The sequence below is a fragment of the Mesorhizobium sp. RSR565B genome (assembly GCF_054719465.1).
On sequence record NZ_JBTTIE010000001.1, the window covers coordinates 1,797,028 to 1,810,660 of the forward strand.

14 protein-coding genes, 1 pseudogene and 1 riboswitch are annotated in these 13,633 nt (G+C 64.0%); of the genes and pseudogenes, 6 read left to right on the plus strand and 9 right to left on the minus strand.

The genetic code is table 11. The features are described 5' to 3' along the window. Nucleotides 1-17: 17 nt before the first annotated feature. A complete protein-coding gene (locus ACYG9R_RS08545; RefSeq protein WP_023696914.1) occupies nt 18-641 on the minus strand; it encodes a LysE family translocator in 624 nt (207 codons plus the stop codon). Nucleotides 642-870: 229 nt separating this feature from the next. Between ACYG9R_RS08545 and ACYG9R_RS08550 the strand changes: the two genes are divergently transcribed. From ACYG9R_RS08550 to ACYG9R_RS08575, 6 genes and pseudogenes are all read left to right on the plus strand, one after another. Continuing rightward, nucleotides 871-1,638, plus strand: coding sequence for a L,D-transpeptidase (locus ACYG9R_RS08550; protein ID WP_023668871.1), 768 nt, complete (start codon nt 871-873; stop codon nt 1,636-1,638). Nucleotides 1,639-1,737: 99 nt separating this feature from the next. Further along, nucleotides 1,738-2,904, plus strand: coding sequence for a diphosphate--fructose-6-phosphate 1-phosphotransferase (locus ACYG9R_RS08555; RefSeq protein ID WP_023711298.1), 1,167 nt, complete (start codon nt 1,738-1,740; stop codon nt 2,902-2,904). Next, nucleotides 2,904-3,668 carry an MBL fold metallo-hydrolase gene (locus ACYG9R_RS08560; protein WP_050588119.1) on the plus strand — a complete coding sequence of 255 codons (765 nt, stop codon included), beginning with the start codon at nt 2,904-2,906 and terminating at the stop codon, nt 3,666-3,668. Before ACYG9R_RS08555 ends, ACYG9R_RS08560 begins: the two co-directional genes overlap by 1 nt. Before the next feature lie 15 nt (nt 3,669-3,683). Then, nucleotides 3,684-3,908: pseudogene (locus ACYG9R_RS08565) on the plus strand (PDZ domain-containing protein); the annotation flags it as partial. 130 nt (nt 3,909-4,038) lie between these two features. Beyond that, entirely contained in the window at nt 4,039-4,650 is a 612-nt protein-coding gene (locus ACYG9R_RS08570) for a molybdopterin-dependent oxidoreductase (RefSeq protein ID WP_023823857.1), read from the plus strand. Further along, nucleotides 4,647-5,387 carry an FAD-binding oxidoreductase gene (locus tag ACYG9R_RS08575; RefSeq protein ID WP_023823858.1) on the plus strand — a complete coding sequence of 247 codons (741 nt, stop codon included), beginning with the start codon at nt 4,647-4,649 and terminating at the stop codon, nt 5,385-5,387. The genes ACYG9R_RS08570 and ACYG9R_RS08575 overlap by 4 nt, the downstream gene beginning before the upstream one ends. 45 nt (nt 5,388-5,432) lie before the next feature. Here ACYG9R_RS08575 and ACYG9R_RS08580 read toward each other — a convergent pair whose 3' ends face one another. The 8 genes from ACYG9R_RS08580 to ACYG9R_RS08615 all read right to left on the minus strand — a co-directional run bounded on the left by ACYG9R_RS08580 (nt 5,433) and on the right by ACYG9R_RS08615 (nt 13,275). Then, on the minus strand, nt 5,433-6,902 hold the full coding sequence (locus ACYG9R_RS08580; RefSeq protein ID WP_023823859.1) for a nucleotidyltransferase family protein: 1,470 nt from the start codon (nt 6,900-6,902) through the stop codon (nt 5,433-5,435). Then, a complete protein-coding gene (locus tag ACYG9R_RS08585; protein WP_245260052.1) occupies nt 6,902-7,594 on the minus strand; it encodes a glycosyltransferase family 2 protein in 693 nt (230 codons plus the stop codon). Before ACYG9R_RS08585 ends, ACYG9R_RS08580 begins: the two co-directional genes overlap by 1 nt. Continuing rightward, nucleotides 7,579-8,331 (minus strand): glycosyltransferase family 2 protein, encoded by a 753-nt coding sequence (locus ACYG9R_RS08590; RefSeq protein ID WP_023823860.1) that lies wholly within the window; start codon nt 8,329-8,331, stop codon nt 7,579-7,581. Before ACYG9R_RS08590 ends, ACYG9R_RS08585 begins: the two co-directional genes overlap by 16 nt. Before the next feature lie 33 nt (nt 8,332-8,364). Continuing rightward, nucleotides 8,365-9,108: a glycosyltransferase family 2 protein gene (locus ACYG9R_RS08595; RefSeq protein ID WP_023742566.1), complete on the minus strand. Its 744-nt coding sequence runs from the start codon at nt 9,106-9,108 to the stop codon at nt 8,365-8,367. Next, a complete protein-coding gene (locus tag ACYG9R_RS08600; protein ID WP_023745156.1) occupies nt 9,105-10,154 on the minus strand; it encodes a hypothetical protein in 1,050 nt (349 codons plus the stop codon). The genes ACYG9R_RS08595 and ACYG9R_RS08600 overlap by 4 nt, the downstream gene beginning before the upstream one ends. A 150-nt stretch (nt 10,155-10,304) precedes the next feature. Beyond that, nucleotides 10,305-10,727, minus strand: a complete 423-nt coding sequence (locus ACYG9R_RS08605; protein ID WP_023696905.1) for a PqqD family protein — start codon at nt 10,725-10,727, stop codon at nt 10,305-10,307. Between the two features lie 162 nt (nt 10,728-10,889). Further along, nucleotides 10,890-11,990: an FAD-binding oxidoreductase gene (locus ACYG9R_RS08610; protein WP_023823861.1), complete on the minus strand. Its 1,101-nt coding sequence runs from the start codon at nt 11,988-11,990 to the stop codon at nt 10,890-10,892. 37 nt (nt 11,991-12,027) lie between these two features. Further along, entirely contained in the window at nt 12,028-13,275 is a 1,248-nt protein-coding gene (locus ACYG9R_RS08615) for an aromatic ring-hydroxylating oxygenase subunit alpha (RefSeq protein ID WP_023823862.1), read from the minus strand. Between the two features lie 117 nt (nt 13,276-13,392). Next, a riboswitch (cobalamin riboswitch) is annotated at nt 13,393-13,594 on the minus strand. Nucleotides 13,595-13,633 lie beyond the last annotated feature (39 nt).

Sequence of the window (13,633 nt, forward strand, 5' to 3'; positions counted from 1 at the left end):
CTGATGCTCCGCAGTTCCTAATTGCCCGAGCGCATCGCCACCGTGGCGATCCCGGCGCCGACCAGCAGCGTGCCGCCGGTGCGGTTGAAGATGCGGATCGCCTTGGGGTTGCGTACGACGTTGCGGGCGCGCGCCGCGATCAGCGCGTAGCCGAAGGCATTGGCGAAGGCGAGCGCCAGGAAGGTCGCTTCGAAGATCAGCATCTGTGTCCAGAAATCGGCTTCCCGGTTGAGGAACTGCGGCAGGAAGGCGACGAAGAAGGTGATGCTCTTCGGGTTGAGTGCGGTGACCAGCCAGGCGTGCGCCATCATCTTGGCGGCCGAGACGGCATCTGTGCGTGGTTCGGCTTTGAGCGCGCCGCCGGCGCGAAACAGTTTTACCCCGAGATAGATCAGATAGCAGGCGCCGATCAGCTTCAGAATGGTGAACACGGTCGCCGACGCGGCCAGCAGCGCGCCGATGCCCAGCATCGACAGGGTCATGGCGGTGAAGTCGCCCAGCGCCACGCCGACGGCCATCGGCAAGGCGGTGCGCCAGCCCTGGCCCAGCGCATAGGACACGACCAGAAGAATGGTCGGGCCGGGAATGATGAGCAGAACGGTGGAGGCGGCGGCGAAGGCGGCCCAGTTTTCGAACGACATCTTTGTCTCCTTGAGCGCAAAGAAAAGGATAAATCCTCGTGTGCGGAGGAATGTAAAGAGCCCTCTCCCAAAAATGCACGGCGGACCATTTCGCCAGATCGCTGCGGCTATTGGCGGCACAGGCTTAAGACCGGTCGTTGGGCCTTCACCCTTTTTCAACCATGTTTGGCGAAACTGCCTGCTATCCGGCCGGACCGTGTTTCCCGCCGACAGCGTAGGGTTTGGGTGCATGCGTGAGTTGCCGCAGAATGTGACGCCGCCAGCAAATGGCGACGCAAACGAGACCGAACATCTCTATTCCCGCCGCTTCGTCCTGTCAGGGGCCGGCGCCATGACGCTGCTCGGCATGGCCGGCTGCAGCACTTCGACGCTCGAGCTGCCGCAATTCCAGCTGGATGACACGGTCACCGGCTCGGTGCGGCCGATCCGTCCGGCGATCAGCGTCGACAAGAACGTCACCGGCCCCGATGTCATGTACGCTTCGCTCAACGATGGCGGCTTCGAAGTGCCGGCGGTGCCCTATCAGAAGGTCAAGCCGGAGTTCCGCCGCCAGATCGTCGTCAACGAGACCGGCGAGGCGCCCGGCACGATTGTCGTCCATCTGCAGGAGCGAAAGCTCTATCTGGTGCAGGAGGGCGGCGACGCCATCCGCTACGGCGTCGGCATCGGCAAGGACGGCTTCCGCTGGTCCGGCCGCGCCAACATCCAGTACGGCAAGGAATGGCCGACCTGGACGCCGCCGCCGGAGATGATCCAGCGCAAGCCGGAACTGGTGAAATGGCAAAACGGCCAGCCCGGTGGCCTCACCAACCCGCTCGGCGCACGCGCCCTCTACATCTACCAGGACGGCAAGGACACCGGCTACCGCATACACGGTTCGCCGGAATGGGCGAGCATCGGCCAGGCGATGTCGTCGGGCTGCGTGCGCCTGATCAACCAGGATATCATCGACCTCTACAGCCGCGTTTCCAAGAAGAACCCGGTCGTGGTCGTCTGATCCTGTGCGGCGGTTTGGCGCCGCTGGAAACTCCCGTTGCGCGATGCGGCAAGCTAGGCCAAGGTGCCTTGAAAACCACAGCGCCGGGAGAGATCGAGCATGGCTGGAACGTTTGTCATCGCACAGGGCGGCGGCCCGACCGCCGTCATCAACCAGACGGTTGTCGGGGCCACGCTGGAAATCCGCAAGCGCCATCCCGGCGCCAAGGTGCTGGGCTCGCTCCACGGCGTGCGCGGCATTCGTGACGGCAACTATGTAGACCTCTCCGCCATCCCCGAGGACCGGCTGCGGCTGATCGCCGGCACGCCGAGTGCAGCCCTCGGCTCGACGCGCGACAAACCGGATGCCGCCTATTGCGAAGTCATCCTCAACGGGTTGAAGAAGGCCGGCGCCGACGCTTTCATCTACATCGGTGGCAACGACACGTCGGGCACGCAGCAGATTCTGACCGACGCCGCCGGCGGCAGCATTGCTTTCGTCCATGCGCCAAAAACCATCGACAACGACCTCGAGGAAAACGACCACACGCCGGGCTTCATCTCGGCGGCCGAATTCGTCGCCGGCGCCTTCCTGTCCGTCGATCTCGATTTCCGCGCATTGCCCGGCATCTATGTCGGCATCGTAATGGGTCGGCATGCCGGCTTCCTCACCGCGGCGGCTGCAGCCTGGCAGCTCGATCCCGACAGCGGCCCGCATCTGGTCTACGTGCCGGAACGGCCGTTCTCCGCCGCCGGTTTCATCGACGACGTGCGCGCCACGCTCGACCGCCACAAGCGTTGCATCGTCGCCGTCTCCGAAGGTGTCAGCACCGCCGACGGCAAGGCGCTGGTCGAAAGCCTGGTGCCGCCGGAGAAGCTCGAGCGCGACGCGCATGGCAACGTCAAACTGTCGGGCAGCGACCTGCCGTCAGCTCTGGAACGTGCGCTCGCCGAAGGCCTCCCGGGCAAGCGCGCCCGCGTCGATGCGCTTGGCTACATGCCGCGCGGCTATGTCGGCGCGATCAGCGCCGTCGACGCGCAGGAGGCTTTCGACGCCGGCGCCTTCGCGGTTGCCGTTGCCGGCGAAGGCGGTGGCTCGGTGGCGCTGCAATATGACGGCACGAAAACCGTGCTGAAGAAGGTGCCGCTGAAGAACGTCGCCGGCAAGACGCGCCATATGCCCGACGATTTCATGAAGCCCGATGTCAACCAGCTGTCGGAAGCGGGCATGGCTTACCTGAAGCGGCTGGTGCCGGAAAAATACAAGGTGGGAAAGCCCTTCGTCTGATGGGCGGCCGTTTTGGCGGCACCCGTTTTGGTGGCGAGCGCGTTGTCGGCGACTGGTTCGGCAAGACGATCATCGACGACCGCACGACGATGCTGACCGAGCCGTTCGTGCATGATTTCGTGCGCGCCAACATCTGGCATTTCAGGGGACGCGACGCCGACCTGCTGGTCGACACCGGCATGGGCATCTGCCCGCTGGCGCCTGAGATCGACACGCCCGAGGGCAAGCCGCTCATCGTTGTCGCCACCCACATCCATCTCGACCATGTCGGCTCGCTGCACGAGTTTCCGCTGCGCGCCGGGCCGCGGCACAGTGCCGAGCATTTCGAGACCATGAACGATCAGGTGACCTACGCCTACATGTTCAACAATCTCGACGGCGCCGTTTCGAAATTGCCGGCGCCGGGCTGGACGGCGGCCGACTACAAGATCCCGCCGGCGCCGCTGACGCGCACGCTGGACGAGGGCGACATCGTCGACCTCGGCGACCGGCAGTTCCGCGTCCTGCATCTGCCCGGACATTCGCCGGATTCGATCGCTTTGTTCGAAGAGACGGACGGGTTGTTCTTTGCCGGCGACGCCATCTACGATTCCATGCTGATCGACGACCTGCCGGATTCCTGCCGGCCTGATTATCGCCGTACCATGCAGCGGCTCCTCGATCTGCCTGTCCGTCTCGGCCATGGCGGCCATGGGCCGAGCTTCGACGGCAACCGGATGCGCGAGATCGCCACAACCTATCTCAGGCGCACCGAAGGCCGCTGACGACATTGTGATCGGAACCAGCGTGGCGCCGTGGTCGAGCGTCCGGACAAGGCAGCCGCCAATGCCGGCCTGCAGCCGGGCGACGTCATCGTCGCCGTCGACCAGTCGCCGGTGCGGAATGCGCGGCAAGCCAACCAGGCGATCGCCGAGGCCGGCAGATCGGGCCGGAAGTCGGTGCTGCTTTTGATCGATCGCGGCGACGCGCAAATCTTCGTCGCCGTATCCTTCGCCGCCGGTTGAGACATCATGGCAGGCTCGCCGGACCACCGACAGGCCTGCCGCACGGCCGCCGAAATTCCTGTTGCCCGCCGCGACATCTTCGAGAACATTACGGCAGGCCGGCAATGGCCTGCTAAAAACGGACAGTCAAATGGTCACTCGCGGTTTTTCCTCCGGTCGAAAGCCTCCGACGGAGACCGATGCGCGCATTCCGCCCGGTCAGTATCTCGAACAGGGCTTTCCGGTGCTGTCGGCGGGGCCGACGCCGCGCGTGCGCACCGAGGACTGGTCGTTCACGCTCAGGCACGGGCCACGCCCGATCAAGAAGTGGAACTGGGCCGAGTTCAACGCGCTGCCCTTGACCAAGATGACGCGCGACATCCATTGCGTTACCGCCTGGACCAAGTTCGATACCGCCTGGCAAGGCGTGCTGGTCGACGACATCCTTGCCGATGCCGGTATCGAAGCGCCGACCGGCTTCCTGCTGGCGCATGGCTATGACAGCTACACCACCAACGTGCCGGCCAAGGATCTCACCGCGGGGAAGGCGATGGTGGCGCTCCTTTATGAAGGCAAGCCGATCACTGCCGACCATGGCGGCCCGGCGCGGCTCCTGGTGCCGCATCTCTATTTCTGGAAATCGGCCAAATGGCTGAACGGGCTGCAGTTCACCGAGCGCGACGAGCCGGGCTTCTGGGAATTGCGCGGCTATCACATCTATGGCGACCCGTGGCGCGAGCAGCGCTATAGCGGCGATCCATGAGCGAAGCGCCGCAATCTCCCTGGCAGACGGCGAAAATCACCCGGATCGAAAAGCGGACGCCACGCGTCACCAGTTTCTTCTTCGCGCTGTCACGGCCATTCGCCTATCGCGCCGGACAGCATGTCGACGTCAGGCTGACGGCGCCTGACAGCTACCAGGCGCGCCGCTCCTATTCCATCGCCTCGGCGCCGGAGAGCGGCGCCACGATCGAGCTGGCGATCGAGAAGCTCGACGACGGTGAAGTCTCGCCCTTCTTCCACGACATCGCCGCGGTCGGTGACGAGATCGAACTGCGCGGGCCGCTCGGCGGCCATTTCGTCTGGTCCGATGGGGATGGCGGGCCGCTGCTTCTGGTCGGCGGCGGCTCCGGCGTGGTGCCGCTGATGGCGATGGTGCGGCATCGAACCTTGCGCAAATCGGCGGTGCCGGTGGCGCTGATGTTTTCGGTGCGGGTCTGGGACGAGGTGATCTTCCGCGACGAGCTGATCGGTCTCGGTGACCGCCGCGACGGGTTCGAGCTGGTGCTTACGCTGACGCGCGAGGCGGCACGGCGCCCGTCCGACTATTCGAGGCGCATCGACACGGCAATGGTCATGCAGGCGCTCACGCGGCTGCCGCGGCCGCCGGCGCTCGCCTTCGTCTGCGGGTCGAACACCTTCGTCTCGGCGGCTGCCCGGGCGCTGATCGACGCCGGCATACCAGCGGAAATCATCCGCACCGAGCGCTATGGCGTCTGAGAGGGCCACAGTGGTTCACCGTTTCATGGAGACAGCGAACCGCTCTCAGGCGGGTGAAAACCTTGCCGACAGCAATTGGAACGGCAGCGCGCCATAGGCGGCGACTTCGGCCTCATTGTCCCAGTTGCGGAACTGGCGCGATGGCCGTGCCTCGATCACCAGAGGCCGGCCGGTGTCGTCCACCGTTACCTTGCCGCGAAAGCGCAGCACACGTCCGCCGCCGGCGCGGCTGATCACCATGGAACGCAAGCGGGCGACGTGACCGCTGCCGGCATTGATTTCCATCTCGATGCGGCGGCGGACTGGCGGAACGACGATCCTGACGGTGACGTCCAGCATCATCTCTCCAGTCCTGTCCGGACGCGGCAGGGCCTGAGAAAGCGCGAACGGTTCCGGCGTCGCTCTTGCCTTGCGCAATGTCGGCCTGCCGCGCCAGACGGCAGCAGGCGTCGGATGCTGCAGTCGGCCCTTCTTGCGTTTCAGGCGCAACTGCTTGGCAAAGCCGCGCGACAGCCAGACGAGACCGCCGAAATCGGTGCGCGGCTTGGCCTGCAGCACCGAGGACCAGCGCGACAGGCCGGCGTGATCGGCGTTCGCAACCGTCCGTGCCAGTTCAGCCGGCGGCACTGCAATGCCGATTTCCAGGCTGAGGTAGGACAGCGCCACCGCCGCGGCTACGGCCAGGTGGCGCCTGGCGACGATATCGGCGAACACGTCCCAGTCGACCTCGTCGCCCTCGATGGCGACGGCGCAGTCGACCAGCCAGTCGCTGTGGGTGTGGGCATCGAGGCCGCCATGTGCGATGGCGAGCGCCATGCGGTCGGCCGGAGAGGGAACAAGCACGCGGACGCCATTGAAATCGGCTGACAGCGCCCGCTGCCAGATCGCCAGATCATCTTCCGCGCTTTGCTGCGACCCGTCATAAGCGAGCTGGTGCAGGTCGATGTCGCCGAAACTGCCCTTGAAAAAATTCATCGAACGCAAGGACGCCAGCCTGGTGCGCAGATATTGCGGACTGACGCCGGTGGCGATCTGCCAGTCGCGTTCGCTAAGCACATCGAAGGCGGCAATCATGGCCTGCGAGCGCACCAGTATGTCGATGTCATGCGCCACCCGGCCGCGCTGCGCCGACGCGTTGACGGCGATGCGGCTGGCGCCTTTGATAAGCATCACCGCGCAGCCGGCGTCGATCATGGCCTGTAGCGCCGGCTCGGCCTCGCGCGCAGCCAGTCGCGATTTGGTCCACAGCATCTTTTGCAGGCCGACAAGACGTGGATAGGCCGGATGCCCAGCGAGCTTGCGGCCGAACCTGTCGGAGATCGCGGCCAGCAGCCGATGCTCGCGGAAAGCAGCATGGTCGATATCGTTCTCGTCGAGCCAGCGCGCCGCATAGCCCCCGGCCGCCTCTTCATCGGGGAGCAATGCGGCCTTCAGCAACTGGTCGAGGCCGCCAGTGGGCCATGACCAACCATAGTCCGGAAACCGACGGCCGATACGGCGCATGGCATTGGCCATCAGTCGGCGCTCGCCTTTTTCGCTGCTCGCCTTTGCATGGCCAGCCTTACGACTTCGACATAACCGCGGTCGCGCACGGGGTCGCGTCCATAGGACATGCTGTCGGGCCGGATGCGGCGCAAGGTTAGGACATCGTCGAGCATGGCAAGCGCAAAGCCCGCCTCGCGGACACGGGCGATCCAGTCGACCATGTCGCCGCGACCGCCTTGCGGGTCGATGATCGGACCGACGGCCTCGGCTACCTCCCGGCGGATCATCATCGTCGTGCGCGACCAGCCCGCCACGGCCACGTCCTGTTGCACATCGGGCTTGTCATCGCGAAACGTCCGCCAGTGGGCAAAGACTCCTGCCGTCGCGGGAAACCGCTCGAAATGCTCCAGCTGCCTTTCGATCTTGGTCGGCAGCCACAGATCGTCCGCATCGAGCGTGGCGACGAAGGGCGTCGCCAGCGCGGCGATGCCCCTGGTGGTGGCGCTGCCTGGTCCGGCATTGTCCTGGCGCAACACCTGCACCGGCATGCCCAGCGCATTGACCACCGCGACCGTATCGTCGGTCGAGCCGTCATCGACGACGATTATGGCGTCGGGCTGGACCGTCTGGGCCGCGACCGATCGCAGCGTCTCGGCGATGGTGGCGGTCGCGTTGAAGGCCGGAATGACGACGCCGTAGCTGGCCATCACAGGAAACGCCAATTCGCAAGTTCCTTGAAATCGAAGATGCCGTCGACAGGGTGCAAGGAGCGGTCGGCCTCGCGCCGTTTCATCGACTTGTAGACGGCGCGCATGAATTCGCGAAAAGGAACATCGGCCTGCCTGGTCATGTTGCCGGGATGGCGCCGGTAATAGAGCGCAACAGTGTCGGGCATCGTGAATTTCGGCCCGCTTTCGAAAGTGCGCAGCAGATAGTCGGTGTCCTCGGCCTGGTGGAAATCCTCGTCGAAGCTGCCGATGCGTTCGACCAATCGCCGGACGAAGATGGCGGGAGACAGGTGAATGCCGCGAACCGTCACCGAGTGGCTGTCGGCTGTCGGCTCCAGCGTATCGTCATCTATGTCGTCGACCAGCGTCATGCGCGAATAGGTGAGCTCGAGGGTGCGGTCTGCGTCGAAACAGGCCAGATCCGCCTTGAAGCGGCCCGGCGGGGAAATGTCGTCGGAATCGAGAAACGATACCAGCCCGGTCTGCGGCAGCAATTGCCGCAAGCCCGCGTTGCGTGCCCGCGTCACCCCGGCATTCTGCTGCTGGAAAAGGCGAATGCACGGCGCCTCCGCGATCAGCGAGCGCATGACCGCCACCGAACTGTCGGTCGAACCGTCATCGATAACGATGATGTCGAGATCGGCGGCATCGCGCTGCCTCAGCAGCGAGCGCAGCGCCGAGCCGACATGGCGTTCGCGGTTGTAGACCGGCATGATCACGCTCAGCTTCACGCACGCATTCCAGGCTGTGATCTATTCATTCTTTCACCACTCTGCCGGGCGCTTGATCTCGAAAAGCCCCTCGACCGGGCGCCGCGACGGATCGGCCTTGCGCCGCCGCAAGGATTTCTGAATTACACGTAGGTATTCGCGCACCGCCACATCCCTTTGCTTGGTCAAATTGCCGGGGTGGCGCCGGTAGTATACCGCGACGGTGTCGGGAAAAATGTGCTTTGGGCTGGTTTCGAAAATGCGCAGCAGATAGTCGGCGTCTTCGCCCTGCCGGAACTCCTCGTCGAAAGCACCTGTACGGTCGATGAGTGCCCTGCGGAATATCCCGGCGCTAAGGCTGACGCCGCGCACGGTGGGACCTGCGCCGCCCGGTGCCGGCTGAAGGGCTTCGTCGTCCATGAGATCGACGCGCGTCATCAGCGAGTAGGTCAGCTCGAGCGCAGGGTCGGCCGCGAACAGGGGTAGGCCAGTCTTGAATCGTCCAGCCGGCGAGACGTCGTCCGAATCCAGGAACGACACCAGTTCGGTTTGCGGCAGCAACTGCCTCAGCCCTGTGTTGCGCGCGTTGGCCACGCCCTGGTTTGCCTGCTGGAACAGGCGGATGCACGACGCTTCCCGCATGATGGCGCGGACTGCTTCAACGGAGCTGTCCGTCGAGCCATCGTCGACAACGATGATATCGAGATCGGCATCGTCGCGTTGCCTGAGCAGGGACCGCAACGTCGAAACGACATAGATCTCCCGATTGCAGACCGGCACGATGACGCTCAACTTCATGCGGAGCCCCGAAGGACGAAATCCGCAATCGTGCCGGCGATCTCGCGCGGCTCGGTCCCCAGCGACAGCCGGTAGCATGGCAGATCGCGGGTAAGCTCGCTGAAAAAGCGAAAGCCCGCTTCCCGCTCGCCCGGCATCTGCACGATTCCTGACGGCGCGAGGGCGATCATGGCATCCTTGCGCGATATGGGCATGACCGAGCTTCTCGCACCTCCCCTGATATGGGGCACTATCAAAGCAATAATGTCCAGACTTGGAGGAGTTGGTCGAGGCGCGATCTCGTTGATGTGAAAGGCATGCTTGCCTTGCCAGTTCAGCGGTTGGTACGACTTTAGCCGCTCCTCCAGCTTCAGCCGCTTGAAGCCCTCCGGATCCTGCTTGAGCGTGGCAAACAGCGGATAGGCCGTCACCCCCCCGGTCCGGTCGATCAGCACATAGTCGTCGCCGACGCTATCGAGCCCATTGAGCAGGCCGGCGACGACTGTTCCCGATTTTCCGGCTCCCCCGGAGCCCGCCAGCAACACGCCCTTGCCATCGATGCCCAGCGTGCCGGCATGGGTAAGCCGCATGCCGCGCGCCGCATATTCCCAATGCAGGAAGGCGCGCAGCGGCGCCGCCTGTTCCCATGGCGGAAAGGCCTCGGCCGCCATCATCAGCTGCGCCCCGACATGGCGTTGCGGATCATGGAACTGCCAGAAATCGAGGTCATGATAGTAGCTGCCGCGCAATCCGGCCTCTTCCAGCCGGTTGGCAAAGGCATGATGGTTGTAATCGCCTCGGCCCCAGGTGGCCGGGGCGAGGACGCCATCGATGCCCGGGTGGGCGACGAAAATGCGGCAGCCGTCAGATGCAGACGGATTTTCCGGGGCCGGTATGAAGGCATGGCTCATGGCTTCCGCCAGCGTGCCATGGTCGAGGTGGACACTCAGCTCCAGTCCCGGCAACCGCACGCTGGCGGTAACGGGATAGAATGCGGCGGCGCTTTCCGCGGCCGCCAGCACATGGCGGGCATAATCCGGCAGGGTTTGCAGCGTGATCAAAGGCATGTGTTGGTTGTTCAGCGTCCAGAATTGCGCCGGGTCGCCTGATGCATGTCGCTCGGGGTGGCCCCGGTTTTGAGACGACGACATGCATAAAATCAGATCTAAACCGCGTCGCCTGAGTCCGTTCAAACGCGACGCGCTTTAGGGAAACGATTATGCCTGTTTCACCGCCGGCCAGCCGAGAGGTTCCTCGACCTCATGGATCGGGTCGACAATGATGAGATCGGCAAGGTCGTCATGGACATCGACCTTGAGCGGCTCATTGCTGGCAGCAAGCGCAGACGACAGCTCGCCCGAAAGCGGTTGTGCCGGTGTTTCGGCTGGCGCAAGCAACCCGAAATCGAGCAGTCGGGCAACGAAGCTTTCGAGGTCGGCCAGGCTTATTTTTGCGGCGCCCGCGGCAGCTCCGACCAGCGCTTCAGTGGCGACGCCGGACGACAAAGCCTGCCAGACCCGGCTGCCGGAATCGGAAAAGCCGAAATACTTACCGTTCGAAAGATCGAGAACGACGGCTTCGCCATCGAATGATTCGAAAACGATGTCCTTGCTTGCGACCGCGTAGACCCGCTGTTGCATCGCTCTGTCCCCCGTTCCATGCGCCCATGAAGGGATGCGCCGGTTTCACGGTCTGCCAGCCCTTCCTAAGTGCGTCTAAATCACTCGGCCTATGCTTGGCAAGACAAAGACCCGCGAACACAACGCCTGCGTCGGCGACCGTTGCGGTGATATCGGCGCCGCTCAAACCTCGATTTCGAGCGCCGACAACGGTTTCGAGCAGCAGGCAAGGATGAAACCGTCATCGATCTCGTGGTCGAGGATGCCTCCATTGTGGCTCATCTCGACTTCGCCGGAGACCTTCTTCACCTTGCAGGTGCCGCACAGGCCGAACTCGCAGGCGGCGGGAATCCGCACGCCCGAGCTGCGCGCGGTCTGCAGCACGGTCTGGCCGGCGACGCAGCCGGCATCGACCTCCGAAAGCGAGAAGCGGATCGGCGTCACGGCTTCGACAGGTGCAGCGATGCCGTCCTCGACCGGGGAGGCAAACGGCGCCGGAATTTCCTCCATCACAGGCGCGGCAAAGCTCTCCTGATGGTATTTCGTCATGTCGAAGCCGGCGGCATCCAGCATGCCGCGCACGGCGCGCATGAACGGATCGGGGCCGCAGCAGAAGATTTCGCGCTCGCGGAAATCCGGAGCCAGCAAGGGCAGCCGGATCGCGTCGATGCGCCCCATATGACCGTACCAGCCCTCGCGGCTGGAACGTTCCTCGATCATGAAGCCGAGCGACAGGCCGGGCATATGGCCGCCGAGCAGTTCGAGTTCCTTGCGGAAGATGATCTCTTCGGCACGCCGCGCGCAGTTGACGAAACCGACATCGGTCCATGGCGCGCAGTCGTTCAGCCAGCGCAGCATCGACATCATCGGCGTCACGCCGGAGCCGGCGGAAATGAACAGGTATTTGGCCGCCGGGTGGCTGTGCAACGAGAAGTCGCCGGCCGGTCCGTAGGCCTTGACATGCGAACCGGGCACCAGATTGTCGAACATCCAGCGCGTGCCGATGCTGCCGGCCTGCGCCTTGACCGTCACCGCGATCGAAAACGGCCGCGATGGCGACGACGACAGCGTATAGGTGCGCATCAGTGGCCCGTCCGGTGTCGGCAGTTCCAGCGTCAGGAACTGGCCCGGCTTGTAGCGGAACCAGGTCTGGTTGTCGGAGCGGAAGGTGAAGGTCTTGACGTCGGGCGCCTCGTCGCTGACGCCGATCACTTCCAGCACCTGCAGCCTATCGTTCCACGGCGCCATCTGGTCGAGATGGCGATAGAGCCCAAGATCCGTCATCGCATTCATCCTCTGGTCCCTCTTCGCCTGCTCCAGTTCACGCGACGCTGCGCAGCGCCGGCCGGCCGCCTTCGGCAAGGCGCGGGCCGATGAAGGCCGCGTACCATTCGACGAACTGGATCACGCCGCCCTCATGCAGCTCCGAATAGGGGCCGGGCTCATAGGCCGGCGACAGGATGCCGAAGGCGTTTTCCTCGACGATGCGGCGGTCCTGGTCGTTGGTCTCGGTCCAGACATGGGTGAGCTCCTCAAGGTTGTAGTCGACGCCCTCGACCGCATCCTTGTGCACCAGCCACTTGGTCGTCACCGCGGTTTGCGTGGCGCTGATCGGCAGCACCCGGAAGGTGACCGCATGGTCGATCAGGATGTGGTTCCAAGTCGTCGGATAGTGGTAGTGCATCAAGGTGCCGATGCGGTCGGCGGCAACAGTGTCGGACAGGTTCTTCGTCACCGCGCGCTTTCCCGACATCGTGTAGCTGACGGCATCGCGCAGCAGCGGCGCGCGGGTGGCGCGGTATTGCCCGGCCGGATCGATGCGGAACTTGCTCGGCAGGCCCGCCGCCTCGCATTTCGCCCAGTGCGCCAGCATCTCCGGATCGCTGTCGGCGCCCTGCACGCCGGTCACCGTCGGCGCTTCGGGGAATGTCTTGCACAGCTCTGGATGATTGCCGGCGCAGTGATAGCATTCGCGGTTGTTTTCCCAGACCAGCTTCCAGTTGCCCTTCTCGATGATGGTGCTCTCGAAGGCGACCTTGGCTTCATTCAGCCCGTGCGGCTTGAGGTAGGGCTCTATCATGGCGCGCATCGGCGCAAAGTCGGCAGGTTCTTTTGCCAGGCAGATGAAGATATAGCCGCCGACGCTCTCGCAGGCGACGGGCTTCAGGCCGAACTGGCTCTTGTCGAAACCGTCGGCCATCTGGCGGGCAAACAGCAGCCGGCCGTCAAGCTCGTAGGTCCACTGGTGATAGGGGCAGACAAGCTTTGCCGCCATGCCCTTCTCAGTGTTGCAGACACGGCTGCCGCGATGGCGGCAGGAATTGTGAAAGGCGTTGATGTTGCCCTTCTGGTCGCGGACCAGCACCACCGGATAATCGCCGATCTGCACGGTGATATAGCTGCCGGGCTTCGGCAGTTCGCAATCATGGCCGATGAACAGCCAGTCGCGATACCAGATAAGCTCCATGTCGAGCTTGAAATAGTCCGGGTCGGTGTAGAAGGGCTGTTCCAGCGAAAAGCCTTGCTTGCGGCCGTTCAGGAGCCTCAGCATGTCGTTGCGCGTATCCATAGTTCTGTCCTCGTGGGTTAAGGACTGAACTTGGTGGTGATGGAGGAAGGATCGGACGCAGGCCGGCGCGGCGCCGGACATGCACTATCCACCTCTTGACCGCCCACCGCGATCAGTCGAGTCTATGCATCTCGGGCTGGTTTCCGGGCTCTGGAGTTGTCCTTGCGGACCATCGCGACACCTTCCCAGGCTCTTGCCCAGTGGTCTCCCGTTGCGACTTCAACTCCACCACCGTTGCGGGGGCAGCGCCGGATTCTGACCGGCTTCCCAATTCTCCGCTGCGTCGTCACGAAGCGGCACCTGAGATGCCATCATCTAATCACGGCAGCGATCGCGACGTCGGCATGAAAGCGACATC